Genomic DNA, 26,876 nt, shown 5'->3' with positions numbered 1-26,876 from the left:
AGGAGCGACCCGTGTTCCAGAATTTCCGGCTCTCGATGGCCTGGCTGCACACCTGGTTCGGCCTGGTGCTGGGCTTCGTGCTGATGGTGGTGTTCTTCTTCGGCTCGCTGTCGGTGTTCGACCGCGAGATCGACCGCTGGGCGATCCCCTCGTCGCGTTTCGCGCCGCAGCCGATGCCGTCCTTCGACACCATCCTCAAGCCCGCCTTCGAGCGCATGCAGCCGGACAAGGACGCGATCGCGCTGCTCGACGGCCGCGTCGACGGGCCGCTGCCCGAGCGCTTCGAGGTCGTGCGCAGCTGGGGCGCCTACACGACGCACCGCGATCCGGTGGTGTCGGTGTTCGCCGGCTTCGAGGTGCCGCGCGCGAAGGACCCGGACGAGACCGTCTTCGCCAGCCACGCGCTGGACCCGCGCACCGGCGCCGTGCTGCCGCAGGGGCAGTTGCGCGTGGGCAGCGAGTTCTTCTATCCGCTGCATTACAGCCTGCACCTGAAATGGAAGGACCTGGGCACCTGGATCGTGGGCTTCTCGGCCTTGATGATGCTGGCCGCGCTGGTCAGCGGCGTTGTGATGCACCGCAAGATCTTCCGGGAGTTCTTCACCTTCCGCCGCCACAAGACCGTGCAGCGCAGCGTGCTGGACCTGCACAACCTGACCGGCGTGGTCGCCCTGCCCTTCCATTTCTTCTTCGCCTTCACCGGGCTGGTGATCTTCGCGGGCATCTACTTCCCGGTGGCCCACACGCAGCTGCATGAACTGCACGAGCTGCACGAGCGCGTCGAGGCGCGCGAGACCGGCCTGCCGCACGAGCGCGCCGGCGTGGCCGCGCCGATGGCCTCGGTGGACGCGATGGTGGCGCAGGCGCAGCGGCGCTGGCAGGCCAAGGGCATGGCGGGCGACGTCGGTTTCGTCTACGTCAGCCATGTGGGCGATGCCAACGCCTACGTCAGCGTCTATCGCGCCGGCACCGACCGCGTCGCGCTGACCGGCGAAGGCGTCCACTTCAAGGCGACCACCGGCGAGCTGCTGCGCGAGGATCCGCCGCGCAGCGCGGTGGACAGCGTCAACGAGTTCCTGACCGGGCTGCACCTGCAGCACTTCCGTCACTGGCTGCTGCGCTGGCTGTACGTGCTGGGCGGGCTGCTGGGCTGCGTCTGCATCGCCACCGGCTTCCTGTTCTTCGTCGAGAAACGCAAGCAGCAGCATGCGAAGGCGGGCAGCGCGGGCAGCCGCGTGGTCGATGCGCTGGCGGTCACCACGGTCACCGGCATGCTGGTGGCGACGATGGCGATGCTGGTGGCCAACCGGCTGCTGCCGGAGTCGCTCGCCGACAAGGGCGACTGGGAGCGCACGGTGTTCTGGAGCGCCTGGGGCCTGGCGATGCTGCACGCCTTCACCCGTGGCGGCGCGGTCGCGCGGGCGCGGATGAACCCGGCCTGGCGCGAGCAGTGCGGCCTGATCGCCGCCAGCGCGGTGACGGCGGTCGTCGCCAACGCGGTCACCACCGGCGACCACCTGGGACGCACCCTGGCGGCCGGCTACTGGCCGGTGGCGGGCGTCGACCTCAGCCTGCTGGCGACCGCGGCCGTGGCGATCCTCGCGGCCGGCCGGCTCGGTCGGCGGGCGAAGGCCACGGCGACCGGCCACTCGCCCGCCGTGCTGGCGACCGCGGAGGCGCGCCATGGTTGAGCCGGCCTGGCTGCTCACCGGTGCCGCGGTCAGCGCCGTGCTCGGCTTCGGCTGGCTGGCGCTGGCGATGGACACGCATTGGGAACAGGTCCATGGCGATGCCGCCCCGCCGCCGTCGCTGGCGCGCGCACTGCGCGTGGCGGGCGCGCTGGCGCTTGCCGCGTCGCTGGGGCTGTGCCTCGGGGCGGACCATCCGACGATGGCGGTGCTCGTGTGGCTGATGCTGCTGGCCGGCGGCGCGGTAGCGATCGCGGCTACCCTGTCGTGGCGGCCGCGCTGGCTGCGAGGGCTGTGGCCGCGCCGCGTCGCGGCGCAATGAATTTGCGCCGCCCCAATGAAAAAAGCATCGCGCCGGGAGGGCGCGATGCTTCGCAGGGAGACCTCGCTCGAGCGAGGACGCCGCGTCCGATGACGCGGCGGAGCGCTCAGGCGCGACGGCGGCGGGCGGCGACGCCCAGGGCGCCGATGCCGGCCAGCATCAGGGCGTAGGTGGCCGGTTCCGGCACCGCGGCCGCGACGGCATTGACCGTCGTCGACAGCACGGCGACGTTGCCAAAGCCGCTGCCGCCCAGCGAGCCGCTGGCGATCAGCTGGTAAGTGCCCGCGGCCAGGTTGGCATAGCGGAAGCCGCCCGCGCTGGCATCCAGGTCGCTCACCGCCAGGCCGGTGCCATTCAGGCCGGCGAAGCTGAAGCTCACCGACTGCAGCGGCAGCGTGAAGCCGCCGCCGAAGTCGATCGAGGTCGCGGCGAACACCGAGCCCGTCACGTCCGACGCTTGCGTCAGGGTGAAGCTGCCCAGGACCACGTCCGAGAAACTGCCGTTGGTCGGCGTGACGAACACCGGATCCAGCGTCGACGCAGCGGCGGCGCCACCGATCAGGGCCGCGGCCAGCGCCACGGCGAGAGACTTGAACTTCATGCTGCTCCCATCCCGAAAAACGAGTTGATTCGTGAGGAAGTTTGCACCGCAGCATGCGTTCGTGTCTTGCACAAACCCGCGACTTTTGTTGCGGCGCGTCACAGCGGTAAGAAACAGGGGACACGCTTGTCCCCTGCGTGCCTGAATCAGGCATGCCAGCGTGCGTCGCCGGCGCCCCGACCGGCGCTCAGGCCGCCGTCACCCGCATCGGCTTCTGCATCAGGTCACAGGCCTTGCCCTTCTTGGCGCGCTTGCCGGCGTAACCGGCCAGGGCCATGCCCTTCAGCGGTTCCTCCTTGGCCTTGCCGCCGCGCGCCGTCCCGCTGACCAGGAGCTGGTTGGTGAAGGCCGCGACGCTCACCAGCGCGTCCTTGGCGTCCAGGTCGATCAGCGTCAGGCCGCGGCCGCCCTTGGGCTGGTGCTTGAGCTCGTCGATCGCGAAGGTCAGCAGCCGCCCCGCCATCGAGAGGCAGGCCACCTGCACCCCGGCGACTTCGCCGGCCGGCACCACCGCCGGCGGCAGCGGCCGCTCCTCGCCTTCCAGGCTCAGGAAGCCCTTGCCGGCCTTCTGGCGGCCGACCAGGTCGCCGACCTCGGCCACCAGGCCGAAGCCGCCGGTGCCCGCGAGCAGCAGCTTCTGCGTCGCCGCGCCGGCGAAGTAATGGGCGATCTGGCTGCCGGATTCCAGCTCGATCAGCGTCGTGATCGGCTGGCCGTCGCCGCGGCCGCCCGGCAGCGCCGAAACAGGGACCGAGTAGGCCCGGCCGTTGCTGCCCAGCACCACCAGCGGATCGACGCTGCGGCACGGGAACACGCCGTAGAGCGAGTCGCCCGACTTGAAGGCCAGCGCCGCCGGATCGACCTCATGGCCCTTGAGCGCGCGCACCCAGCCCTTCAGGCTGACGACGACCGTCACCGGCTCGTCGACGATGCGCACCTCGGCCACGGCACGCTTGTCCTCCTGGATCAGCGTGCGGCGCTCGTCGCCGTACTGCTTGGCGTCCGACTCGATCTCCTTGACCACCGTGCGGCGCAGCACCGACGGGTTGGACAGGATTTCCTCGAGCTTGCCGGCCTCCTCGCGCAGGCCCTTGAGCTCCTGCTCGATCTTGATGAACTCCAGGCGCGCGAGTTGGCGCAGCCGGATCTCGAGGATGTCGTCGGCCTGGCGCTCACTGAGCTTGAAGCGCTCGATCAGCGCCGGCTTGGGCTCGTCGGAGTGACGGATCAGCGCGATGACCTCGTCGATGTGCAGCAGGATCTCGTGCCGGCCTTCCAGGATGTGGATGCGGTCGCGGACCTTGTCCAGGCGGTGCTGCGTGCGGCGCGTCACCGTGTTGAGACGGAAGCCGATCCATTCGGTCAGGATCTTGCGCAGCGTCTTCTGCACCGGGCGGCCGTCGTCGCCGACCATGGTCAGGTTCAGCGGCGCCGAGGTCTCCAGGCTGGTGTGCGCCAGCAGCGTGTTGATCAGGTCCTGCTGCTCGATGGTGCGGCTCTTGGGCTCCAGCACCAGGCGCACCGGCGCGTCCTTGTTGGATTCGTCGCGGGCCTTGTCCAGCACCGCCAGCACCGAGGCCTTGAGCTGCAGCTGCTCCGGCGTGACCGTCTTCTTGCCGGTCTTGACCTTGGGGTTGGTCAGCTCCTCGATTTCCTCGAGCACCTTGGCCGTGCTGACGCCCTGCGGCAGCTCGGTCACGACCAGTTGCCACTGGCCGCGCGCGAGGTCTTCGATCTTCCAGCGCGCGCGCAGCTTCAGGCTGCCGCGGCCGGTGTTGTAGGCGGCGCGGATCTCCTCGGCCGAGCTGATGAGCTGGCCGCCGCCCGGGTAGTCGGGGCCCTGGATCGCGGCATAGAGCTCGTCGTCGCCCGCGTCCGGGCGCTTGAGCAGCAGCACCGCCGCTTCCGCCACCTCGCGCAGGTTGTGGCTGGGCACTTCCGTGGCCATGCCCACCGCGATGCCCGACGCGCCGTTCAGCAGCACGAAGGGCAGGCGCGCCGGCAGCTCGCGCGGCTCGTTCTCGGAGCCGTCGTAGTTGGGCTGGAAATCGACCGTGCCCTGGTCGAGCTCGTCCAGCAGCAGCCGCGAGTAGATCGACAGCCGGGCTTCCGTGTAGCGCATCGCCGCGGCGTTGTCGCCGTCGCGGCTGCCGAAGTTGCCCTGCCCGTCCACCAGCGGATAGCGCTGGCTGAAGTCCTGGGCCATGCGCACCATCGCGTCGTAGGCGGCCTGGTCGCCGTGCGGGTGGTACTTGCCCAGCACCTCGCCGACCACGCGGGCGCTCTTGACCGCCTTGGCGCCGGTGGCGCCGGCGAAGCCCAGGCCCAGCCGCTCCATCGTGTAGAGGATGCGGCGCTGCACCGGCTTCTGGCCGTCGCTGTAGGTGGGCAGCGCCCGGCCCTTCACCACCGACAGCGCGTATTCCAGGTAGGCCTGCTGCGCGTACTGCGCCAGCGTCAGCGCGTCGCCCGACGGCGCCTGTCCGCCGCCCGGCTGGCCCGGCGTCTCGAAATCAAAGGTCTCTTGCGTCATCTCTCTCATGCCGGCCTGCGCCGGTCGTTCGAATCTTCTTGGGAAATCCTCGGTCGCCGCGCCCGCTCACTCGAGCGGCGTGGCGACCATCGTCAGTTGCCGGGCCCGGGCGCCGAGGCTGCGCTGCAGCAGCGCCCAGTACAGCTCCAGCACCAGGTGCACATGGGCCTGGGTCTCGTCGATGTCGGGCATCTGCCCGCCGGCCCGCCGCACCGCGCCTTCCCCGGCGTTCCAGGCCGCCAGCGCCGCGTCCAGCCGGCCGAAGCGCCGCGTCAGGTCCGCCAGCATGCGCGCGCCGATCATCACGTTGGTCCGCGGCTCCAGCAGGTGCAGTGGCCGCCGCAGTTCCTCCGCGGTGGCGTAGCGCTGGGCCGTGGCCGGCGTGATCTGCATCAGCCCGGACGCGCCGCGCGGCGACACCGCTTCCGGCCGGAAGCCGGACTCGACCGCGATGATGGCCTTCAGCAGTTCGGCATCCACGCCGGTCGCCGCCGCGGCCTCGCGCAGGTAGGGCTGCACCGCCTTGACCTCGGGGGCGATGTCCAGCCAGGTCAGCATGCGCTGGCCGTGGTCGGTCTTGCCGGGCACGCGCTGGATGCCGCTGAGCGGCGACATCACCGGCTGGAAGCGGCCATCGACCTGCGTCGGCGCGAAGTGCGCGATGCCGTCGGCGTCCACGTAGCCCCACAGCTCCGCATGCGCGGGCGTCAGCTTGGCCGCGAAGGCCACGGCGATGCTCAGCGCCAGGCGCTTGCGCAGCCGCACGCCGCGCGTCGTGGGGCCGCGGCCGTGGCTCATGACGGCTCCAGCCCCTGCGCCACGCGCGCCTCGAACTCGCGCTTGAGCAGCGACATCACGATCAGGTCGTCGAAGCCCTCGCCCATCACGCCCTGCGCGTCGGGCAGCGGCTCGGCGCGCACGCATTCGCGCAGCCGGCCCTCCTCGACGTAGCCCTCGCTGCGATACAGCGCCTGGGCCCGCGTATTGCGGCCCTTCACATCCAGCCAGAAGCGGTGCGCGCCCAGCTGCGCGAAGGCCATCTTCTTGAGCAGCCGCACGCACACCCGCCCCACGCCCTGCCCCTTCGGACCGAGCACGATGCGCTTGAGCTCCACCGAGCGGTTGGGATTGCGGCAGCCCTGCAGGATCACGAAGCCGGCACGCTCGGCATCCAGCTCGACGATGAAGTGGCGCGCGTCCGGAAAGCGGATGGCGCCCTCGTGCTGCGTGCGCTCCCAGGGCGTGATGAAGGGCCGGTTGCCCGCGTCCTGCTCCACGCCGACGACGAAGTCCAGGTCGGACAGCATCGTCGGTCGCAGGGTGACGCGGTGGTCTTGCATCACGGTGCTGGCCATGTCGGCCTCAACGCCCGCCCGGCCGCCCGAAGGGCGTTGAGCGCCCCCTCGGGGGGCAGCGAACGAAGTGAGCGTGGGGGCGCATCGTCCAACGCCCGCCCGGCCGCCCGAAGGGCGTTGAGCACCCCCTCGGGGGGCAGCGAACGAAGTGAGCGTGGGGGCATAGGGTCCTCAGACGTCGACCTCGATGGCGTCGCCGTGCAGCTCCATCAGCTCGCGGCGGGCGGCCGCCTCGCCCTTGCCCATCAGCTTGTTGATGGCGCCCTCGGTGTCGGCGAAGTCCAGGTCGCCGTACTGCACCTGCAGCAGGCGGCGGGTCTCGGGATTGAGCGTCGTGTCCCAGAGCTGCTCGGCGTTCATCTCGCCCAGGCCCTTGAAGCGGCTGATGCTCCAGCTGCCCTCGCGCGCGCCTTCCTTGCGCAGCTTGTCGAGGATCGCCGTCTGCTCGCCCTCGTCCAGCGCGTAGAGCTTGGCGGCCGGCTTCTTGCCTCGCGCCGGCGCGTCGACCCGGAACAGCGGCGGCCGCGCCACGTAGACGTGGCCGGTGGCGATCAGCTTGGGGAAGTGGCGGAAGAACAGCGTCAGCAGCAGCACCTGGATGTGGGCGCCGTCGACGTCCGCGTCCGAGAGGATGCAGATCTTCCCGTAGCGCAGGCCGGACAGGTCGGGCTCGTCGTTCTTGCCGTGCGGGTCCACGCCGATGGCCACCGAGATGTCGTGGATCTCGTTGTTGGCGAACAGCCGGTCGCGCTCGACCTCCCAGGCGTTGAGCACCTTGCCGCGCAGCGGCAGGATGGCCTGCGTCTCCTTGTCGCGGCCCAGCTTGGCGGAGCCGCCGGCCGAATCGCCCTCGACCAGGAACAGCTCGTTGTGCAGCAGGTCGGTGCTCTCGCAGTCGGTGAGCTTGCCGGGCAGCACGGCCACGCCGGAGCTCTTACGCTTCTCGACCTTCTGCGCCGCGCGCTGGCGGGTCTGCGCCTGCTTGATGACCAGTTCGGCCAGCTTCTTGCCGTGCTCGACATGCTGGTTGAGCCACAGCTCCAGCGCCGGCTTGACGAAGGCCGACACCAGCCGCAGCGCGTCGCGCGAGTTCAGCCGTTCCTTGGTCTGGCCCTGGAACTGCGGGTCCAGCACCTTGGCCGAAAGCACGAAGCTGGCGCGCGAGAACACGTCCTCCGCCATCAGCTTGACGCCCTTGGGCGCGAGCGCGTGCATCTCGATGAAGCCCTTGATCGCGCCGAACAGGCCGTCCTTCAGGCCCGATTCATGCGTGCCGCCGGCCACCGTCGGGATCAGATTCACGTAGCTCTCGCGCATGACCTGGCCCTCCTCGGTGAAGGCCACGCACCAGCTCGCGCCCTCGCCCTCGGCGAAGTTCTCGCTCTCGGAGGCGGTGGCGAACTGCTCGCCCTCGAACAGCGGGATCAGCGGATCCGCCGGCAGCGACTGCATCAGGTAGTCGCGCAGGCCGCCCTTGTAGGTCCAGGTCTGCGTCTCGCCGCTTTTCTCCTGCGTCAGCGTCACCGTGACGCCGGGCATCAGCACGGCCTTGGAACGCAGCAGGTGGACCAGCTCGTTCTTCGGCAGATCGGCGCTCTCGAAGTACTTGGCGTCCGGCCAGACGCGCACCGTCGTGCCCTGCTTGCGGTCGCCGGCCTTGAGGTCGGCCTTGCGCGTGGCCACCGGCTCGACGACGTCGCCGCCGGAGAAGGCCAGCGTCGCGACCTGCCCTTCGCGGTAGACCGTCACCTGCAGCCGCTTGGCCAGCGCGTTGGTCACCGACACGCCCACGCCGTGCAGGCCGCCGGAGAAGCTGTAGGCGCCGCCCGAGCCCTTGTCGAACTTGCCGCCGGCGTGCAGCCGGGTGAAGACGATCTCGACGACCGGCACGCCTTCCTCGGGGTGCAGGCCGTAGGGGATGCCGCGGCCGTCGTCCTCGATCGTGATCGAGCCGTCGGTGTGCTGGGTGACGGCGATGCGCTTGCCGTGACCGGCCAGGGCCTCGTCCGCCGCGTTGTCGATGACCTCCTGGATGATGTGCAGGGGGTTGTCGGTGCGGGTGTACATGCCCGGACGCTGCTTGACGGGCTCCAGTCCCTTGAGGACGCGGATCGAGCCTTCGCCGTAGCTGCCCGGTGGGTTGACTGCTTTGGTTGCCATGGGGCGGGATTCTATGCAGCGTCGGTGACGCTCCCTGACGCCGGATGGCAGGGGTCGCTCCCATGGGGGTTTCCCCTCGGAAGCGGGGCCTGCGTGGGAAGGCCGCGCGCATGCCGCACGGCGGGTGCGCGGCGGCACGTCCGGTTACCGATCGGACGCCGGCGAGCGGGAGGCGCTGTCGTAGCATCCGCCGCTTCCCGGCTTGTCGGGCCCCGCTACCGGGGGTCCGCCGCACTCCCCCACCGTCGCCCTCCCCGGTTTCATGCCCGCCCCGTCCCGCCCCCTCCACGCCGTCCGCCCCGTGCGGGCCTTGCTGGCGCCGCTCGCCGTGGCCCTGAGCGCGCTGCTCGTGGGAGGCCCGGCCCGGGCGGAGGACTTCAAGGCCAGTCCCGAGATGGCGATGGAGCTGCGCCACGCGCGCTGGTTCGACGGCGAGAAGCTGCAGAGCGGGACCCTCTATGTCGAGGACGGCCGTTTCGTCGAGAAGCGCCCGCGCAAGGTCAACCGGCTGCTGGAACTGCGCGGCCAGACGCTGGTCGCGCCGCTCGCCGACGCCCACAACCACAACCTGCAGGGCGCCTGGGGCCTGGACAAGTTCGGCCAGGATTACCTGCGCGACGGCGTGTTCTACGCCGCGATGCTGTGCGCCGATCCGGCCGCGATCGATCCGATCCGCGCCCGGATCTCGCAGCCGGAAACGCCGGACGTGCTCTTCGCCACCGCCTGCATCACCTCGTCGGACGGCCAGCCGCTGGCGATGCTGCAGTCGGGCACGCCGCCGATGACGCTGGACCAGATCGTCGACAAGGCGGTGCTGGTGATGGACTCGCCCGACGACGTGGCCAGGAAGTGGCCGCTGATCGCCGGCCGCCACAGCGACCTGGTGAAGGTCATCATGAGCTACCACGACCGCCCCGAGCTGCGCCAGCAGCCCGAGTTGCGCGGCCGGCTGGGCGTGACGCCCGAGGTCGTGGCCGAGGTCGTGCGCCGCGCCCATGCCGAGCAGCGCCGCGTGGTGGTCCACATCGAAAGCGTCGCCGACTTCGCCGCGGCGGTGCGCGCCGGCGCCGACTTCATCGCCGAGCTGCCGGGCTACTTCCCCCAGCACGGCGAGGCGCCGGAGACCCACCTGATCCCGCCCGAGGTCGCCGCGCTGGCCGCCGAGAAGCAGGTCGGCATCGTCACCGCCACCGTCGCGACGCGGCTGTTCCAGCCGGCGCCGGAGCTGCTGGCGCGGATCGAGGCGGTCCAGAAGCAGAACCTGGAACGCCTGAAGGCGGCCGGCGCGCGGCTGCTGGTCGGCTCGGACCTGTTCACCGGCAATGCGCTCAACGAGCTGCACCACCTGGACCAGCTCGGCGTGCTCGACAAGGCCGCGCTGCTGCGCCTGGCCACCGTCGACACGCCGCGGGCGCTGTTCCCGCAGCGCAAGCTCGGCTGCTTCCAGCCCGGCTGCGAGGCCAGCTTCCTGGTGCTGATCGGCAATCCGCTCGAGGACCTGGACGCGCTGGACAAGCCGTTGCTGCGCATCAAGCAGGGCCGCGTGCTGACCCAGCTGGACGACGTGGCCGCCACCGCCGGCGAGGAGAACAACGCCCTCAACGCGGCCCCCGGCAAGAAGAAGGCGACCGGCAAGAAGGCCGGCACCCGCGGCACGAAGAAGTCGACCCCGGCCAAGGGCAAGGCCAAGCCGGCTGCGGGCAAGTCCGGCTGAGGCGCGACTGACCGGGCGGATCCCGCCGACCGGGCCGCCCCTTGCGGGGGATGTGCGTCATTCAGGTGTCAGCCAAGCCGACCCGAAGCCATTACATTGCCCGGATGAGCGCGATCCCGACCTCCCCCTCCTCGTCCCGCACGCTGTCGCTGCAGCAGGTGCTGATCTGCGGCGCCGCGATCGTCACGCTGTCGATGGGCATCCGCCACGGCTTCGGGCTGTGGCTGACGCCGGTGACGATGGACCGCGGCTGGACGCGCGAAGCCTTCTCGCTGGCGCTGGCCGTCCAGAACATCGCCTGGGGCGCCGCCGGGCCGTTCGCGGGCATGCTGGCCGACCGCTTCGGCGCGCTGCGGGTGCTGGTCGCCGGCGCCTTCCTCTACGCGGCCGGCCTGGCGCTGATGGCCGTCTCCACGACCGCCGCCGGCTTCCTGGGCAGCGCCGGCGTGCTGATCGGCCTGGCGCAGTCGGGCACCACCTACGCGGTGGTCTACGGCGTCATCGGCCGCAACGTCGCGCCGGAGAAGCGCTCCTGGGCGATGGGCGTCGCGGCGGCAGCCGGTTCCTTCGGCCAGTTCCTGATGGTGCCGGTCGAGAACTGGCTGATCGGCTACAGCGGCTGGCAGAACGCGCTGTTCGTGCTGGCGATCGCCGCCTGCCTGATCGTGCCCCTGGCCTTCGGCCTGCGCGAACCGGCCCGGGACGCCGCCCACGGCGCGCACCACCAGAGCATCGGCCAGGCCCTGCGCGAGGCCTTCGGCTACCGCAGCTTCCAGCTCCTGATGCTGGGTTATTTCGTCTGCGGCTTCCAGGTCGTGTTCATCGGCGTGCACATGCCCAGCTACCTGAAGGACCACGGCCTGACGCCGCAGGTCGCCACCAACGCGCTGGCGTTGATCGGGCTCTTCAATGTCTTCGGCACCTACGCGGCCGGCACGCTGGGCCAGAGACTGCCCAAGCGCTACCTGCTCTCGGCCATCTACCTGCTGCGCTCGATCGCGATCCTGATCTTCCTGAACGTGCCGCTGACGCCGGCCAGCGTCTACGCCTTCGCCGCCGTGATGGGCGTGCTGTGGCTGTCCACCGTGCCGCCGACCAACGCCATCGTGGCGCAGATCTTCGGCGTGCAGCACATGTCGATGCTGGGCGGCTTCGTGTTCTTCAGCCACCAGATCGGCTCCTTCCTGGGCGTCTGGCTGGGCGGCAAGCTCTACGACGCGACCGGGTCCTACGACGTCGTCTGGTACCTGGCGATCGCGCTGGGCGTGATGGCGATGCTGGCCAACCTGCCGGTGCGCGAGTCCGCGATCGCGCGCCGCCCGGTCCCGGCCGCCGCCTGAGGCCGGCATCCGGGAACCCCACCATGACACGGCGCGCGCTCCGTCGGATCCTCGCCGGACTGGGCGCCGCGGCGGTGCTGGCGGCGGTCTTCCTGGCCTACACGCAGCCCTCGCTGATGCAGCAGCTGGGCGACGCGATCTGGGCCTGCTTCTGAGCGCCGGCCGCGGACGAAGCCGATGCGCACCGGCAAGGGGCCACGACAGACCGCGGACCACCGCGGCGGCGAGGCGGGCACTCGGGTTCTGGATCTGACAAGGAGAACGGAGACAACATGGTCGTGATCATCACGGGCGCCTCGGACGGCATCGGCGCCGAACTGGCGCGCCAATGGGCGCGGCGCGACGGCGCCAAGCTCTCGCTGGTGCTGGCCGCGCGCAGCGTCGACAAGCTGGAACGGGTGGCGGCGGAATGCGAGGCGCTGGGCGCCCGCACGCTGGTGCAGCGCTGCGACGTGGAGTCCCAGGAGGACTGCCAGGAGCTGGTGCGCGCCACGCTCGGCGCCTTCGGCGCGATCGACGTGCTGGTGAACAACGCCGGCATGTCGGCGCACGCGCTGTTCGACCAGGTCAAGGACCTGGCCTGGTACCAGCGGCTGATGCAGATCAACCTGTGGGGCTCGGCCTGGTGCACCCAGGCGGCGCTGCCCGCGCTCAAGGCCAGCCAGGGCCGCATCGTCGCGGTCTCCAGCCTGGCCGGGCTGCTGGGCATCCCCGGTCGCACCGCCTACAGCGCCACCAAGTTCGCGATGACCGGCTTCTTCGAGGCGCTGCGCACCGAGGTCGCGGCCAGCGGCGTCAGCGTGACCATCGCCTATCCCGGGGTCGTCGACACCCAGATCCGCTACCGCGGCTTCAACGCGCAGGGCCAGGCCTCCGGGCTGAGCAGCCTCGACGAACGCGGCGCGATGTCGGTGCAGGCCTGCGCGCGGCTGATCCTGGACGGCACCCTGGCCCGCGAGCGCGACATCGTCATGACCGCCAAGGGCAAGCTGGGCCGCTGGCTCAAGCTGCTGGCGCCGGCGATGGTGGACCGCATGGCGCTGAAGGCGCTGAAGAAGGAACAGCGGCCCGCATGAGCACGACGACTTTCCTCGGCAGCCCGTCGCGCCTGGTCGCGGGCGGCGGCCATGGCACGGGCTTGCCCAGCGACTGGGTGCTGCGCTGGTCACAGGCCTGGCGCGACCGCGACGGCCTCACCGCGCTGGACCTGGCCTGCGGCTCGGGCCGCCACCTGCGCCTGCTGGCGGGCGACGGCGTGGCGGTCACCGGCGTCGACCGCGACACGACGGCCCTCGCGGGGCTGGCCGGGCTCTCCGGTCGCGTCGAACTGATCCAGGCCGACATCGAGCAAGGCCCCTGGCCGCTCAAGGGGCGCGTGTTCGACCTCGTGCTGGTCACCAACTACCTGTGGCGGCCGCTGCTGCCGCGCATCGTCGAGGCCGTCGCGCCCGGCGGCTGGCTGATTTACGAAACCTTTACCGACGGACAGCAGACGATTGGCCGCCCCGCGCGGCCCGAGTTCCTGCTGCGTCCGGGGGAACTGCTGGACGCGGCCGACGGCCTGCGCGTGATCGCCTACGAGGATGGCTTCATCGAGTCGGAGCCGACCGCCTCGGCGGCGAGCGGCGTCAACGGTCGTTACGTGCAGCGCGTTGCTGCCGTTCGCGACAACCGGCCCGCCGCCAGCGCGCCCACGGCGGACGCCACGGGGGCCGCGCCTGGGGTCTACCCGCGATACCGGTTGCGCTGAGCGCGGAGCCCCGGAAGCGCCCCGGCGCTTCAGTAGAATCCGCCGATCACGAGGAATCCTCAATGAACGCAATTGTTGGCAGCATCGTCGCGTTGGTCACGCCGATGCATGAAGACGGCCGCATCGACTTCGACGGGCTGCGCAGCCTGATCGACTGGCACATCGACCAGGGCACGGACGTCATCGGCGTCGTCGGCACCACCGGCGAGTCGCCCACCGTCACGATGGAAGAGAACCGCGAGGTCATCCGCGTCGCGGTCGAGCATGTGAAGGGCCGCAAGCCGGTCCTGGCCGGCACCGGCGCCAACGCCACCGCCGAAGCCATCGAGCTGAGCCGCTTCGCCAAGCAGGTCGGCGCCGACGCCACGCTGTCGGTGGTCCCCTACTACAACAAGCCCTCCCAGGAGGGCATCTACCAGCACTTCAAGGCGATCGCGGAAGCGGTCGACATTCCGATGATGCTGTACAACGTGCCCGGCCGGACCGTGGCGGACATGGCGCCGGAAACGGCCATCCGCTGCGCGGCCCTGCCCGGCGTCTTCGGCATCAAGGAGGCCACCGGCAACATCGAGCGCGCCGCCTGGCTGATCAAGCATGCGCCCCCGGGCTTCAGCATCTATTCCGGCGACGACGGCACGGCCATCGCGCTGATGCTGATGGGCGGCCGCGGCTCGGTCAGCGTCACGGCCAACATCGCCCCCAAGGCGATGCACGAGCTGTGCATGGCCGCGATCGAGGGCCGCGTGCGCGAGGCCACCGCGCTGCATTTCCAGCTGCTGCCGCTGCACAAGCAGCTGTTCTGCGAGCCCAGCCCGGCCCCGGCCAAGTGGGCCTTGAACAAGCTGGGCCGCAGCAGCAACCATCTGCGCCTGCCGCTGACGCCGCTGACGCCGCCGGGCCAGCAACTGGTCGAAGCTGCCCTGCGCGAGGCCGGCCTGCTCTAATCACCGCCGGCCGGCGCCGCCGGCGGCTCCTTTTCCTTCAGCGGCCGCGGGCCGCAGCGACCTACCTCGGAGATCTCCAGCGTGACTCGTTCCCTTCCTGAATCCGGCGCTCCCACCCCGGTGCGCGTGGCCTGCCTGATGGCGCTGGCCTCGCTGACGGCGTGCAGCACGTTCGAGAGCATCACCACCAGCGACAAGGTCGACTACCGCACCCAGGCCAAGCAGACCACCGGCCTGGATGTGCCGCCGGACCTGACCCAGCTTCCGAAGGAAAACCGCCCGACCGGCCCGATCAGCGCCGCGCAGATGGCCGCCCAGCCGAACGCGCAGCGTCAGGCGATCGGCGCCACCGCCGGCGCCCCCGTGGCGCTGGACAAGGCGGGCAACGTCGAGTTCCATCGCCTGGGCAACGCGCGCTGGCTGCATAGCGCGCTGCCGCCGGAGCAACTCTGGCCGCAGATCAAGAGCTTCTGGCAGGAGCGCGGCTTCACCATCGAATCCGAGGACCAGAACGTCGGCGTCATGGAGACCAACTGGGCCGAGAACAAGGCCAAGCTGCCCCAGGACTTCATCCGCAAGGCGCTGGGCTCGCTGCTGGATTCGCTGTACTCGACCGGTGAGCGCGACAAGTACCGCACTCGCCTGGAACGCAACGAGCAGGGCGGCACCGACATCTACGTGACGCACCGCGGGCTGGTCGAGATCTACACGAACTCGCAGCGCGACGAGACCGGCTGGCAGCCCCGCCCGTCGGATCCGGAACTCGAGGCCGAAATGACCTCGCGCCTGATGCTCAAGCTCGGCGGCAAGGAAGAAGACGCCAAGACCATGGTCGCGAATGCGCAGCAGCCGGCGCCGAGCTTCGCCGAAGCGCCGCGTGGCGCCGCACCGCGCTCGCTGGCCGACGTGCCCGACCAGCTGCAGATCAACGAAGACTTCGACCGCGCCTGGCGCCGCGTCGGCCAGTCGCTGGACCGCCACGGCTTCACGATCGAGGACCGCGACCGCAAGCAAGGCCTGTTCTTCCTGCGTTATGCCGACCCGAACCAGGCCGGCAAGGAAGAGCCCAACTTCTTCCAGCGCCTGTTCGGCGCGAAGAGCGCCTCCAGCGCCGTTCGCTATCGCGTGTCGGTCAAATCGGATGGCGGCAAGTCGACCGTCCAGATCCAGGACGACAAGGGCCAGCAGCAGACCGACGAATTGGCCAAGCGCATCCTCCAGTTGCTGATGGAAGACGTCCGCTGATCTGGCCGACGGGCAACCGCACGCCCTCAGTTTGCGCAAAACAAAATCGCCACCCTCGGGTGGCGTTTTTCATGGGCGCGAATATCCAGTCAAATACCAGCGCGCGGGCGGGCGATGTTCGCGCCGATACCTTGCGCCATGGAGGCGCCAAAGAAAAAGCCGCATGGGCGAACCCATGCGGCTTTCTCAGGACGAGAGATCGTCTTAGTTGCTGGCGGCCGAAGCGGGAGCAGCAGCGTCCGAGGCAGCAGCCGAAGCTTCAACGGCCGGGGCCGAGGCTTCAACGGCGGGAGCCGAAGCTTCCGGAGCGGGCGTCGCCACCGGAGCGGCAGCTTCTTCCTTCTTGCCGCAAGCGGTCAGGGCAACAGCGGCCAGCAGGGAGGCCATCAGAATCGACTTTTTCATACTTGTCCTCAAGTAACTTTTAGACGAACAATCAATTACCGGTAATTAATGAAGTCGTACATGATGACCAGTACGAACTTCAGCAGACCAAGACGCGAGAAACCTCGAGCGCTTCCCTCGCCTAGCCGGCAATTATAGCCACCAGTTTGTAATCGTCTTACAACCCTAGGGTGCTGCTGGCGAACGAATCGGCAGACCGTTGCTCAATTGCGTCAAACCATTCGCGCGCCATGGCTTCTTCGCGGGCATCACGCAGCGCCAGCGACGCCCGCGCCGGCGTCCACAACTTCAAGGTCAGCAATCCGGGTGCCAGCACCACGCCTTGCGGCGTCGGGGTGCTGCGGTCGCCCAGATCCGCCGGATCGAAGGCCCGCGCCTGCACCACATGGTCGTGCAGCTGGCGCCACTGGACGAAACGCGGATGGACGCGGCGCAGCGCTTCATAGTCGAGCGCCGCGAGCAGGCGCAGCCGGCGGTGCGGCAGCGCCCAGCGATGCAGGGCATCCAGGAGCTCCGGATCGGACAAGGGCCAGGCGGCGAAGTCGGTGTCGAGCCAGCAGAGTTCCCGCCCGCCCTGCGACGCGGCGAGCAGCAGCGCTTGCCGCAGCAATTGCCGGACTTCCTCGACGGTTTCCACGAGGCCCGGTCGGAGGTTTTCCGGGATCAGGGGTTCCTGCGACATGTCGAGCTCCTCAGGAAATCACGGTAGGCGACCATGGGGCGGCGACGATCATGCCCGTTCAACCGGGCAGGATCCAACCGTCCTCGGTCCACTGATCGAGCAGGTCGCGCGCGCCTTCGCTGAGGCGGGCCACCTCGGCCACGGACAGCGTCCGCCGATCCGCCAGACGGCGCATGAGGGTCGCGTCGCGCCCGCCGGCGCGGAAGGACTGGCCATTGATGAACACGTGCGCCGCGTCGTACATCATGCGCGTGCGCGGGCTCAACCTGGCGCCCTGCCCTGGCGGCAACGCGTCTCCCGGCTCGAAGAACACCCGCGGCTTCGGCTCCGTCAGCGCCTCGCCCAGCGCCCGCTCCAGCGCAAGCGGCTGGGCCACCGCCTTGAGCACCGCTTCGCGCGCGAAGGCGGTCAGCGCCTCGGGGATTCTTCCCGGTTCGGCGGTGGCCGCCTGGCGGGGATCGACATACATCCGGTCACCGCGCGGCGCCTCCTCGTCGTCGGTCAGGCGCACCAGCAGTTCATTCGCCAGTTCGCCTCGCCAAGGCGAGCGGAAACCGACCGACGCCGTCATGCAGTCGCCGCCGACGGCGACGCCGTCGTGCGCCCAGCCCGGCGGGAGGTAGAGCATGTCGCCGGGCTCGAGCACGAAGTCCTGCTCCGGCTCGAAGTCGGCGAGCACCTTCAGCGGCACATCCTCGCGCAGCGCGCCGGAGGTCGACACGCCCAGGCGGCCGATGCGCCAATGACGACGTCCGCTGACCTGGATCAGGAAGACGTCATAGGAATCGAAATGCGGCCCCACCCCGCCGCCCTCGCTGGCATAGGAGAGCATCAGGTCATCGAGGCGGGCCTCGGGCACGAAACGGAACCGGCCGAGCAAGTCATGCGCGGCGTCGACATGCAGGTCCAGGCCCTGCACCAGCAGCGTCCACTGCGGCTTGCTCCAGGCGGGCAGCTTGGGAATCGGGCCCTGGCGCAGGGTCCAGCGATCCCCGGGCTGCTGCGCGACCAGACGGGACTCCACCTCTTCGCTGGCGGCCAGCGCGGCCAGGCCGGCACGGTCGATGGGCGGCTGCACGCCTGGCAGGGCCTGACGCACCAGCAGCGGCTGCTTCTGCCAATGGCGCTTCATGAACTGCGCCGGGCTGAGGCCGCCGAGCAGCGGCAGTCGGGCGTCGATGTCGAGCCCCGACGAGGCGGCGGCCGGCGCCGGCGGGCGCTTCGAGGAGGACGTGGGCTTGGAAGTCATGGGCAGGGATTGTCTGAGAGAATCGCGCGATGCAAATCACTGCCCCCTGCGTCGTCTCCTTGACCTGGAGACTGGAGGACGCCCAAGGCCAATCCGTCGAGGTCCTGGACCCGGCGATGGAGTTCTTCTACGGCGGCGAGGACCTGTTCGCGAAGGTCGAGGAAGCGTTGGTCGACAAGACCACCGGCGACGAAGTCAGCGTCGCGCTCGAGCCCGAAGATGCCTTCGGCGATTACGACAGCGATCTCGTCTGCTTCGAGCCGCGCGAGGTCTTCCCTGAGAACGTCGACGTCGGCATGCAGTTCGAGGGCCTGCCCGAAGGCTCCTCGACGCCCGACATGCCCGCGGACCGCATCTACACCGTCACCGAGGTCTATCCGGAGCACGTGGTGCTCGACGGCAACCATCCGCTGGCCGGCGTCGGCTTGCGCATCCATGTGACCGTCTGCGACGTGCGCGAGGCGACTGAGGAGGAGATCGAAGCCGGCACGCTCGGCGACTCGGGCTTCTCGGTCGTCAGCGGACCGGACCCGGACGAGCCGCTCCACTGAGCCTTGCAAGCCGCCCTGCAAGCCCCGCACCGCGGGGCTTTTTACTTCTGCGCGTCAAAAGGGGCCGCAGCGCTCGAGCAGGGTCGGTCGAGTCGGCGGGGGGATCGACTCGCGTGAGCAGAGGCGGCGATAGAGATCGAACACCTTGGCTTCGAGTTCGGCCGGGCTGCTGCAGGCGCGAGCGCCGATCAGCCGGGCGCGATAGTTGTGGATCTGCTCACGCACGGCCTGCGACCAGCTCCGGGTGTGCGGCGACAGATCGAAGGTGCTGGTGCGCAGCACATGCAGCCAGCCGATCAGGACCTGCTCGGGCAGGTCGGCCAAGGCCTCCGTCAACGAGGCGGGCGGCCGCAGCCGGTTCAGGTAGAGCCGGTGAAGCATCAGCAGCCGGACGACCAGCGCCGGATCGGCCGCCGCGGCCATGGCCAGCGCCTCGTGCGGCGCGCCCAGGCGCGCCAGGCGGAACAAGCGCGCCAGGACATCGAGATCGCAGCTGGGCAGCGCCCGCGGAGACTCCTCCTGAGGCGGCCCCAGCAGGTCCCCCTGGAAGTAGCGCACACCCCGGGCCTTGAGCCGCAGGTAGTCGGCCGGTTCGGTCAGCCGATCGGCGATCAGCGCCACCCCGGCCTGGCGCGCCAGGTCCTGGATCGGCGCCCACGCATCGAGCGGCGCCAAGGACACGTCCAGCTTCAGGAACGCGACCATCGGCAGCCAGGCCAGGCGCGGGTCGTCCGGCGAAGCGATCCCCGCCAGCGCGAACTGGTAGCCGCGGGCATGCAGTTGCGCGATGCGGCGCGTGGTCGACGCCTGCACCGGCACATCGGTCGGCAGCTGGATCGCGCCGAGCGCCCCGCAGAGCACGTCGGCGACCGGACTGAGCAGGGCCGCGGCATCCATGTCCACGAACAGGCAGCCGGGCCGCCGCTGCTGGATCAAGCCGCCGTCGAGCAGCGCCCGGCTGAGCAGCAGGCTGGTGGCGCCGGGGCTCGGCGGTCGCGGGGGCCGGCGCTGCCCCTCCTTCCAGCGGAAGGCGAGTTCCAGGCCCATCGGTTCGACCGAGCCATCGATCACCGCCTGGCGGGCGAAGTGGACCTGCGGCGGCTGCGGCGCCATCAGGCGTTGGACCAGCGTGACGCCACTGCGGGAAGGACGGGAGGAAGGCATGGCCGGGGCTTCGTCGACTGGCCCGCGATTCGGGCCGGGACGCCAGTATTTCCAGGATCGGCCCGGCGTTCGATGGCTCAGCCCGGTGGGAATGCAGCCGCGCCCAACTGAGAGCTGTCGCGGACCGACTCGTTTCCCGGCCGCGCGTCGCCGGGCACGCGCAGCGGCAGCCTCAGCAGCGTGCGGGCGCCGCGTGGCGTGCGCTCGAAGTCGAAGCTGGCACCGATGCGCCGGGCGCGACGCTGCAGCCCTGCCAGACCGGTGCCGCCGCGCAGGGCGGAGGCGCGACGACCGGTCGCGTCGGCCGCCTCGCCCCGCCGGTCGCCGGACTGGCCGTTGTCTTCGATCACCACCTCCAGCAATTCCGCCTCGACGATCGCCATGCGGATCGACAGGCGGCTCGCGCCGGCGTACTTGATGGTGTTGGCCACCGACTCCTCGACGATGCGCATGAGCTGCTTCGACAAGTCGGCCAGCAGCACGAGCTCCAGCCCCTCGGGCACCTCGTATTCGACCTGGAAGTCGGCCCGCGTGAGCGCCTCGTCGAGGCCGCTGCAGTAGGTGAACAGGATGTCCTGGAAGGCTCGCTGCTCCCGGACCTGCGTCACCGAGATGATCTCCCGCAGGTCCGTCAGGGCCTCCAGCAGCCGCCCTTCGAGCCGTTCGTGGTCGATGGCGCGGTCGCGCACGCTGAACAGCGTCGTCACCAGCTTGGAGCCGATGCCGTCGTGCAGGTCGCGATAGATGCGGTCGCGCTCGAGCTGCATGGCGGCTTCGTTCTCCATCTCGCGCTGGCGGTTGTGGCTGATCAGCAGTTCGCGTTCGCGTTGCTGCAGGGTCTCGGTCAGGATGCGGTTGTGGTCGCGGATGCGCTTCACGTTGGCCTGGAACTTCGTCAGCAGGATCTGGGCGACGACGAACAGCAGCAGCGGCACGCTCAGGTGGCTGAGGAAGATCGGCGCCACCAGCAGGTGCGTCATCGACCAGCCGGCTTCCGGCATCGGGATCGAGATCAGGTGCTGCACCGCGTTGTGATCGCGCAGCGCGAACACCTGCGCGAGCACCGATTGGAAGAGCAGCGACATCGCCGTGCGCGAGCGGGTACGGGCGATGTGCAGCGCCAGTCGCGAACAGGCGTACAGGTGAAAGCAAAGCATGGTGGGCAGCCACCAGAGGTCCAGCCATTCCCGGCCGCGCAGCCCGAGCAGCGGATAGGCGAGCGCCGCGAACGCCGCCGTGCCGAAGAGCGCCGCGCGGCCGCGCCAGCCCAGGGGCTCGCCGACGAAGGCGAAAAGAAAGAGCGTCAGCACCGCGATCACGCCGCCCATGCAGGCGTACTGCGCCCAGGTCCACAGCGGCAACCACGCCGCCGGGACATAGGGCAGCAGCACGAGCGTGAACAGCACCGACCACAGCACCGTGGTGGCGCCCGCGTGCAGGAACACGGCGCCGTCCTTCCTGCTCGCCAGCCAGGCCCCCAGCATGAACATGCCCGCCAGCAGGCAGAAGACGTTGGACGCATTGGCCAGCGACGAGCCGATGAACAGGGTCAGCTCATGGATGGTGGAGGTGGCGTCCAGGTCCCCGATGTAGATCGGCGCGAGCTGGATCTGCGGATCCCAGGTCGTCAGCTCGACCGTCAACTGGTTGCCCTCGGGCTGCAGCAGTCGGCGCGCCAGCGGCACCTGGAGCGGCCGGTACCACTTGTAGCGTCCGCTCGCGTTCGACTTCGGCAGGCCCGCGACCCAGACCCCGTTCAGGTAGACGTCCATCCCGTCGAGGGCCTGGCTGATCACGAGGCTGGTGCCGGGGATGCGTCTGCCGCCGATCACGCCGCCATCGGCGTCGATCTCGCAGCAGGCGGTCGGCCGCTCGAGGTAGCGGTCCAGGTCGATGCGGAATCTCACCCGCTTGAATCCCCCCGCCTGGCTCACGTCCTCGAGATGGGGCAAGGCCACCCGTGGCGCCTGGACCAGCACCCGCCCGGCCAGGCGCGGCGCCTCCGGGCCCGCATCGCGCGAATCGGGCGCCGCGGCGACGACCTCGAGGTCGCGGATCGCGTCGACGTGGTAGACGCGCGTAGCGACAGTGCTGGTGGCGATCACCAGCAGCGCAATGATGAAGAAGCTCAGCCAGAAGAAGACCGTCTTCAGCGAGCCGCGGCGGGGGCTATTCATCGATCAGTCCATGCAGCCGCGCCGCGTTGGCCGCCATCGCGCGGGACTTCACGCCCAGCTTGCGATAGACGCTGCGCAGGTGCTGGTTGACGGTGTGATGGGAGATGCTCAGCCGGCGACCGATCTCCACGATGGGCAACCCCTCGATGAGCAGGCGCAGGACCTCCCATTCGCGCTCGCCCATGCCGAGATCGCGCAGCACCTTCTCGCGATCGACCTGGGGCCGCACGTTGTTCTCCAGCATGGAGATCCGCTCGACCACCAGTTGGGCCACCGCCGGGCTCAGCGGCGCCTGCCCGTTGTGCGCGCTGACCAGCTTCTCCACCAGCGACGGCTGGATCTCGTCCTTGAGCAGGTAGCCCCGGGCACCCGCGCGCAGACTGCGCATCACGTGCTTGCTGTCGCCGAAGGTGCTCAGCACCATGCTGCGGGATTCCGGACACCTTTCCCGCACCAGCTGGATCAGCTCCACCCCGTCGGCGTCCGGCAGTCCCAGGTCGATCAGATAAAGATCGGCCCGGTTGGCCAGAATCGCGGCCATCGCTTCGCCGCGATTCCTGGCGACACCGACCACTTCGCAGAAACTGCTATTTGAAATCACGTCCACCAGCCTTTTCATGACAGCCGGATCGTCCTCGATGATCACGACGGCGATACTCATTCCTCAGCTCCTTCTCTCGTTATCCCAATGCCATGGGCGGGCACAGTTTCGCGAGCGGCAGGAAACGAGCAATCACCGAAGCAAGTAAACAAAAACTGCTGGGTGACTGGAGTCAGTGGTGATCGACGATTGGCGGTGGATGGCGCTCCCAATCCGGCTCAGGCGAGCCGCAAGCGCGGCGCCGTCGGGCTCGCAGCCAGGCGTCGGCCGAGGCGGCTAGGCAGGCGATCAGCAGCATCAGTCCGCCGCTGATCAATAGATAACCGATGACAGCAAGTTCAAATGAGGGATTCCCGGGTATCGACCGCGTGGATTTCTCGGCCAGCAGGCACCCGGCGCCGGCGAAGGCCAGACCGATGGAGATCGCGTACATATTCTTCATGACAGCAGTCCGTCTGCAGGTTTCGGCCGGCAGTGTGTCCGAGTACGCCTCACTTGCTAATAACTCACAAATGTGAGTGATCAGCCTAAATTTGCTATTCGACGAGGACGGTCGTGAGAAAGATCATGATTGGCGAATATTTCTGGCGCCAGCATTAATCCCCTTGAGTATCACAAGACCCTGTCAAGGCTTTGAATACCGTCCATTGACGGATTCGGTGAATTTCGAGATAGCCAATGACAACGGGCGCCCGAAGGCGCCCGTCAGCTGAGAAATGGACCGGTCCAGGCTCAGCGCAGGAATCGGCCTCGCGGATCGATGATGGCGATGTCGGCGTAGTTGGTGCCGGTGTGATCGGTGGCGCTGAAGTTGAGTTCCATGCCGCCCAGGTCGTAGCGCGACATGTTGTTCAGCGCACGCAGCAGGCTGGCGCGGCTGGCGTCCTTGCCGGCGCGCTTGAGTCCCTCGACCAGCACCTTGGCGCTCGCGAAGCCCTCCATCATGGCCGGCGTGACCAGGCCGCCGCTTTCGGCCGGCTTGGCCTTCACCAGGTCGGTCAGTTCCCTGACCATCGCCAGGTTGGTGCTGCGCTCGCTCGGGAACACCTGCGACACGATGACGCCGGCGGCGTTCTGGCCCAGCAGCTGGACGAAGCCGTTGGACGCGTTGTTGGACAAGGTGGCGCCGAGGATGCGCGAGCCGGCCGCGCGCAGCGCGTTGATCGTGTCGGCGGTGATCTGCTGCGAGGCCACCAGCAGCACGACCTGCGGATCGGCGGCGATCAGCTGCTTGACCACGCCGGCGATGTCCGGCTTCTCGCGCTCGTAGGTGAAGTGGGCGACCGGCTTCATCTTGCGATCGTTGAAGCCGGTCATCGCGCCGGCGACGCCATCGGCGCCGAAGGTGTCGTTGACCTGCACCAGGGCGATCCGGGTGTTGCCCATCTCGAGCAGCAGCTGGACGGCGCGTTCGGCCTCGCGCTGGTAGGTCGAGCGCACGTTGAAGACGTAAGGATGCACCGGCTTGTGCAGCAGCATCGCGCCGGTCGACGGCGCCACCAGCGGCACCTGCGCCTTGTCCAGCAGCGGCATCACCGCCTGGGTGTGCGGCGTGCCGCGGGTGAGGAAGAGCGCGACCGCGCCCTTGTCGATCAGCGTCTGCGCGTTGGCCGCGGCGCGCTTGGGATCGAAGCCGTCGTCCAGCGACTGCAGGTCGATCTTCTGGCCGTTGACACCGCCGGCGGCGTTGACGTGGTCGATGTAGAGCTTGGCGCCCAGCGTCAGTTCCTTGACGCTGGCGGCGACTTGGCCGGTGAAGCCGGCCGTCTGGCCGATCAGGATGTCCGCGCGGGCGGCGGTGCCCAGTCCAAGGGCCAGCACCGCGGTGGCGGCGGTGGCGATGGTCGCGACGAACCGGCTCAGGGGCCGGCTCCGGGAAGGCTTGCTCATGGTGATCTGTCCCACCGGCGCGCGGTGACGGCCGGCTGTGTCTCCTGCACACCGGCGGTCAGGTCGACGGCCGGCCCCTCGGCGCCGCCACCCCCATGTTCAGGGGGGATCAGCGTCCGGCGCGCATCTTAGCCACGATGTCCGCCACCCGCCCCTGCAAGGCCTGGGTGTCGAAAGTCAGAACGTTGCGATTCGACAGCACCTGCCGGCCGCCCACCCACACGTCCGTGACATGTTCACGCCCGGCGACATAAACCAGCTGCGCGTCCGCGTGATAGACCGGCTGGCATTCGATCGAGTCCAGCGCCACCGCGACGACGTCGGCCAGCTTGCCGGCCTCCAGCGTGCCCAGGTCGCTGGCCCGGCCCATCGCCTTGGCGGCGCGCACGGTGGCCATCTCCAGCGCGGTCCGCGCCGACACCGTCAGCGGATCGCCGGTCACGCCCTTGGCCAGCAACGCGGCGGCGCGGATCTCGCTGAACATGTCCTGGCGGTTGTTGGAGGCGGCGCCGTCGGTGCCCAGGATGGTGTTCACGCCGGCCGCTTCCAGCGCCTTCACCGGCGCCACGCCCGACGCCAGCTTCAGGTTGGAGCTCGGGTTGTGAACCAGGTGCACGCCCTGCTTCGCGACCAGGTCGATCTCGTCGTCGCTCAGGTGGACCATGTGCACGGCGATCATCTTCGCGTTCAGCAGGCCGAGCTTGTTCAGGCGCGCCAGCGGACGCTCGCCGTACTGCTTGAGGCTGCCGTCGATCTCGTCCTGCGTCTCGTGGATGTGGCAGTGCATCTGCAGGTCGTACTTCTCGGCCAGCTGGCGCAGCTGGATGAAGGTCTCGTCCGAGACCGTGTACGGCGCATGCGGCGCGCTGGTCCAGTCCAGCAGCTTCTCACCCTTGAACTGCTCGTAGGCGGCCAGGCCCTTCTCGATGTAGTCCTGCGCGTTGGCGGCGTAGCCGGTCGGGAAGTCGATCACGTTGATCGACACGCCGGCGCGGATGCCGCTGTCCACCGCCGCGCGGGCCATCGCGGTGGGGAAGAAGTACATGTCGTTGAGGTAGGTCACGCCGCCGCGCAACGCCTCGGCCGCGGACAGCAGCGAGCCCTGGTAGGTCCAGTCCTCGCTCACCCACTGGCGCTCCAGCGGCCAGATGTGGTTGTTGAGCCAGTCCATCAGCGCCAGGTCGTCGGCCACGCCGCGCAGCAGCGACATCGCCGAGTGCGTGTGGGCATTGATCAGGCCGGGGATCAGCACGTGGTGCGGCAGCTCGACGCGCTCGGCATCGGCGTAGCGCTGGAGCGCCTCGTCGCGCGGCAGGACGGCGGCGATGCGCTCGCCCTCGATCGCCAGCGCATGCTGTTCCAGCACCGGGCTGTCGGGGGTCATGGTGATCAGCCAGCGGGGCAACAGCAGCTTCACGGCTTGGGTCGTCATCAGGTTCTCCTTGGGGCGCGGGTCGGCGCGCCGTGCATTGTCTTGAAACTCGAAGGCGTGGCGAAGGCCGCCGCCGGCGTCAGAAGATCTCGTCGAACAGCGCCAGCACGCGCGCCGCGTCGACCGCGACGCAGACCTGCTGCGACGGGTGGCCGCTCCACGGCGTGCCGGTGCCGTGCTCGTTGCGCCAGTCCTGGATGGTCTGGCCGGTGGCGATGCCCTCCAGCACGACCCGCACCGGCCCGGCGCGCAGGGTGAAGGCCTCCGGCACCAGCAGCAGCGCCGCGGCGCTCGCGTCATGGGCATAGATGCCGCCGATGCCGTCGCGCGCGTCGTAGAACTGCTGGTAGTGCCGCGTGGCCTGCCAGAGCAGGTCGCCGGCGCCCTCGCCGCGGCCGCGCAGCCTGTCCAGGTCGGCCTCGCGCATGATCGCCTCCTGCGTCACGTCCAGGCCGACGATGGTGACCGGCCAGGGCGCGGTGAAGACCTGGTCGGCGGCCTCGGGGTCGGCCATGATGTTGGCCTCGGCCACCGGCGTGACGTTGCCGCCATGCCCCTTCAGGCCGAAGGCGCCGCCCATCACGATCACGCGCCGGACCTTGCCGGCGATCGAGGGATCGTGGGCCAGCGCCAGCGCCAGGTTGGTGAACGGGCCGACGGCCACCAGCGTGATCTCGCCGGGGCGCGCGTTGACGAGGTCGCAGATCAGGCGATGCGCCGGACGCGGATCCAGCGGGCGCGTCGGCGCGGGCAGGCCGGCGGCCATGCCGCCCAGGCCGTCGTCGCCGTGCACGTGCGCGGCGTCCTTGCGGCGGCGCTTGTCCAGCAGCGGGCCGGCGGCGCCGGCGGCGACCGGGATGTCCTGGCGGTAGAGCGCGGTCAGGCCGCGCGCGTTGCGGGTGGTGGTCTCGACCGGCGCGTTGCCGAAGGCCGTCGTGACGGCCAGCAGCTCGAAGCGCGGATGACGCGCCAGCAAGGCGAGCGCGAGCGCGTCGTCGATGCCGGGGTCGGTGTCGAAGATGACGGGAATGCGGGCGGAAGCCGGGTTCGTGCTGTCCATGGGAATACTGCGC

The 26,876-nt window shown here is 69.5% G+C and carries 25 protein-coding genes; 10 read left to right on the top strand and 15 right to left on the bottom strand.

Annotation, left to right across the window (positions count from 1 at the left end; translation table 11 throughout):
* Nucleotides 1-11: 11 nt before the first annotated feature.
* The gene (locus BM393_RS07660; RefSeq protein WP_091724225.1) at nucleotides 12-1,691 is read left to right on the top strand and encodes a PepSY domain-containing protein; all 1,680 of its coding nucleotides are present in this window, start codon (nucleotides 12-14) and stop codon (nucleotides 1,689-1,691) included.
* Nucleotides 1,684-2,010: a DUF3325 domain-containing protein gene (locus BM393_RS07655; protein WP_091724224.1), complete on the top strand. Its 327-nt coding sequence runs from the start codon at nucleotides 1,684-1,686 to the stop codon at nucleotides 2,008-2,010. The genes BM393_RS07660 and BM393_RS07655 overlap by 8 nt, the downstream gene beginning before the upstream one ends.
* 106 nt (nucleotides 2,011-2,116) lie before the next feature.
* Here the strand turns inward: BM393_RS07655 and BM393_RS07650 are convergent, their stop codons facing one another.
* From BM393_RS07650 to parE, 5 genes are all read right to left on the bottom strand, one after another.
* A complete protein-coding gene (locus BM393_RS07650) occupies nucleotides 2,117-2,611 on the bottom strand; it encodes an FxDxF family PEP-CTERM protein (protein ID WP_091724201.1) in 495 nt (164 codons plus the stop codon).
* A 187-nt stretch (nucleotides 2,612-2,798) separates the two neighbouring features.
* A complete protein-coding gene (gene parC, locus BM393_RS07645; RefSeq protein WP_175538218.1) occupies nucleotides 2,799-5,153 on the bottom strand; it encodes a DNA topoisomerase IV subunit A in 2,355 nt (784 codons plus the stop codon).
* A 57-nt stretch (nucleotides 5,154-5,210) separates the two neighbouring features.
* Nucleotides 5,211-5,942: a lytic transglycosylase domain-containing protein gene (locus BM393_RS07640; RefSeq protein WP_091724197.1), complete on the bottom strand. Its 732-nt coding sequence runs from the start codon at nucleotides 5,940-5,942 to the stop codon at nucleotides 5,211-5,213.
* Nucleotides 5,939-6,499 (bottom strand): GNAT family N-acetyltransferase, encoded by a 561-nt coding sequence (locus tag BM393_RS07635; protein WP_091724196.1) that lies wholly within the window; start codon nucleotides 6,497-6,499, stop codon nucleotides 5,939-5,941. Before BM393_RS07635 ends, BM393_RS07640 begins: the two co-directional genes overlap by 4 nt.
* A 171-nt stretch (nucleotides 6,500-6,670) precedes the next feature.
* Nucleotides 6,671-8,659: a DNA topoisomerase IV subunit B gene (gene parE, locus BM393_RS07630; RefSeq protein ID WP_091724194.1), complete on the bottom strand. Its 1,989-nt coding sequence runs from the start codon at nucleotides 8,657-8,659 to the stop codon at nucleotides 6,671-6,673.
* 301 nt (nucleotides 8,660-8,960) lie between these two features.
* Between parE and BM393_RS25630 the strand changes: the two genes are divergently transcribed.
* The 7 genes from BM393_RS25630 (at nucleotide 8,961) to bamC (ending at nucleotide 15,652) form a co-directional block, all read left to right on the top strand.
* Nucleotides 8,961-10,373 (top strand): amidohydrolase family protein, encoded by a 1,413-nt coding sequence (locus BM393_RS25630; RefSeq protein WP_175538217.1) that lies wholly within the window; start codon nucleotides 8,961-8,963, stop codon nucleotides 10,371-10,373.
* 104 nt (nucleotides 10,374-10,477) lie between these two features.
* Nucleotides 10,478-11,713: an MFS transporter gene (locus BM393_RS07620; RefSeq protein ID WP_091724189.1), complete on the top strand. Its 1,236-nt coding sequence runs from the start codon at nucleotides 10,478-10,480 to the stop codon at nucleotides 11,711-11,713.
* A 23-nt stretch (nucleotides 11,714-11,736) separates the two neighbouring features.
* Nucleotides 11,737-11,868 (top strand): hypothetical protein, encoded by a 132-nt coding sequence (locus BM393_RS26280; RefSeq protein ID WP_255489482.1) that lies wholly within the window; start codon nucleotides 11,737-11,739, stop codon nucleotides 11,866-11,868.
* A 117-nt stretch (nucleotides 11,869-11,985) separates the two neighbouring features.
* The gene (locus tag BM393_RS07615) at nucleotides 11,986-12,789 is read left to right on the top strand and encodes an SDR family oxidoreductase (protein WP_091724187.1); all 804 of its coding nucleotides are present in this window, start codon (nucleotides 11,986-11,988) and stop codon (nucleotides 12,787-12,789) included.
* On the top strand, nucleotides 12,786-13,463 hold the full coding sequence (locus BM393_RS07610; protein ID WP_091724184.1) for a bifunctional 2-polyprenyl-6-hydroxyphenol methylase/3-demethylubiquinol 3-O-methyltransferase UbiG: 678 nt from the start codon (nucleotides 12,786-12,788) through the stop codon (nucleotides 13,461-13,463). Before BM393_RS07615 ends, BM393_RS07610 begins: the two co-directional genes overlap by 4 nt.
* Nucleotides 13,464-13,525: 62 nt before the next feature.
* On the top strand, nucleotides 13,526-14,407 hold the full coding sequence (dapA, locus tag BM393_RS07605) for a 4-hydroxy-tetrahydrodipicolinate synthase (protein ID WP_091724182.1): 882 nt from the start codon (nucleotides 13,526-13,528) through the stop codon (nucleotides 14,405-14,407).
* An 81-nt stretch (nucleotides 14,408-14,488) separates the two neighbouring features.
* The gene (gene bamC / locus BM393_RS07600) at nucleotides 14,489-15,652 is read left to right on the top strand and encodes an outer membrane protein assembly factor BamC (protein WP_254783261.1); all 1,164 of its coding nucleotides are present in this window, start codon (nucleotides 14,489-14,491) and stop codon (nucleotides 15,650-15,652) included.
* 204 nt (nucleotides 15,653-15,856) lie between these two features.
* Here bamC and BM393_RS07595 read toward each other — a convergent pair whose 3' ends face one another.
* The 3 genes from BM393_RS07595 to BM393_RS07585 all read right to left on the bottom strand — a co-directional run bounded on the left by BM393_RS07595 (nucleotide 15,857) and on the right by BM393_RS07585 (nucleotide 17,871).
* On the bottom strand, nucleotides 15,857-16,057 hold the full coding sequence (locus BM393_RS07595; RefSeq protein ID WP_091724179.1) for a hypothetical protein: 201 nt from the start codon (nucleotides 16,055-16,057) through the stop codon (nucleotides 15,857-15,859).
* 157 nt (nucleotides 16,058-16,214) lie between these two features.
* Nucleotides 16,215-16,739, bottom strand: a complete 525-nt coding sequence (locus BM393_RS07590) for a hypothetical protein (protein WP_091724176.1) — start codon at nucleotides 16,737-16,739, stop codon at nucleotides 16,215-16,217.
* Between the two features lie 58 nt (nucleotides 16,740-16,797).
* Entirely contained in the window at nucleotides 16,798-17,871 is a 1,074-nt protein-coding gene (locus BM393_RS07585; RefSeq protein ID WP_254783395.1) for a JmjC domain-containing protein, read from the bottom strand.
* Nucleotides 17,872-18,017: 146 nt separating this feature from the next.
* Between BM393_RS07585 and BM393_RS07580 the strand changes: the two genes are divergently transcribed.
* A complete protein-coding gene (locus BM393_RS07580; protein WP_091724170.1) occupies nucleotides 18,018-18,539 on the top strand; it encodes a peptidylprolyl isomerase in 522 nt (173 codons plus the stop codon).
* 54 nt (nucleotides 18,540-18,593) lie between these two features.
* Here BM393_RS07580 and BM393_RS25625 read toward each other — a convergent pair whose 3' ends face one another.
* From BM393_RS25625 to BM393_RS07550, 7 genes are all read right to left on the bottom strand, one after another.
* A complete protein-coding gene (locus BM393_RS25625; protein ID WP_147242984.1) occupies nucleotides 18,594-19,703 on the bottom strand; it encodes an EAL domain-containing protein in 1,110 nt (369 codons plus the stop codon).
* A 77-nt stretch (nucleotides 19,704-19,780) separates the two neighbouring features.
* Nucleotides 19,781-21,880, bottom strand: a complete 2,100-nt coding sequence (locus BM393_RS25620; protein ID WP_091724164.1) for an ATP-binding protein — start codon at nucleotides 21,878-21,880, stop codon at nucleotides 19,781-19,783.
* Nucleotides 21,873-22,541 (bottom strand): response regulator transcription factor, encoded by a 669-nt coding sequence (locus BM393_RS07565; protein WP_091724163.1) that lies wholly within the window; start codon nucleotides 22,539-22,541, stop codon nucleotides 21,873-21,875. Before BM393_RS07565 ends, BM393_RS25620 begins: the two co-directional genes overlap by 8 nt.
* A 112-nt stretch (nucleotides 22,542-22,653) precedes the next feature.
* Nucleotides 22,654-22,923, bottom strand: coding sequence for a hypothetical protein (locus BM393_RS25145; protein WP_141225255.1), 270 nt, complete (start codon nucleotides 22,921-22,923; stop codon nucleotides 22,654-22,656).
* Between the two features lie 290 nt (nucleotides 22,924-23,213).
* Complete coding sequence (locus BM393_RS07560; RefSeq protein ID WP_091725168.1) at nucleotides 23,214-24,371, bottom strand: ABC transporter substrate-binding protein; 1,158 nt, start codon at nucleotides 24,369-24,371, stop codon at nucleotides 23,214-23,216.
* Nucleotides 24,372-24,480: 109 nt separating this feature from the next.
* On the bottom strand, nucleotides 24,481-25,803 hold the full coding sequence (locus BM393_RS07555) for a TRZ/ATZ family hydrolase (protein WP_091724162.1): 1,323 nt from the start codon (nucleotides 25,801-25,803) through the stop codon (nucleotides 24,481-24,483).
* A 79-nt stretch (nucleotides 25,804-25,882) separates the two neighbouring features.
* The gene (locus BM393_RS07550; protein ID WP_091724161.1) at nucleotides 25,883-26,863 is read right to left on the bottom strand and encodes a nucleoside hydrolase; all 981 of its coding nucleotides are present in this window, start codon (nucleotides 26,861-26,863) and stop codon (nucleotides 25,883-25,885) included.
* Nucleotides 26,864-26,876: the final 13 nt, after the last annotated feature.

It is taken from the genome of Mitsuaria sp. PDC51 (assembly GCF_900113225.1).
In the GTDB taxonomy this organism is placed as follows: domain Bacteria; phylum Pseudomonadota; class Gammaproteobacteria; order Burkholderiales; family Burkholderiaceae_C; genus Roseateles.
The sequence above is the reverse complement of the archived record's forward strand: the minus strand, read 5'-3'. Positions and strand labels throughout refer to the sequence as shown.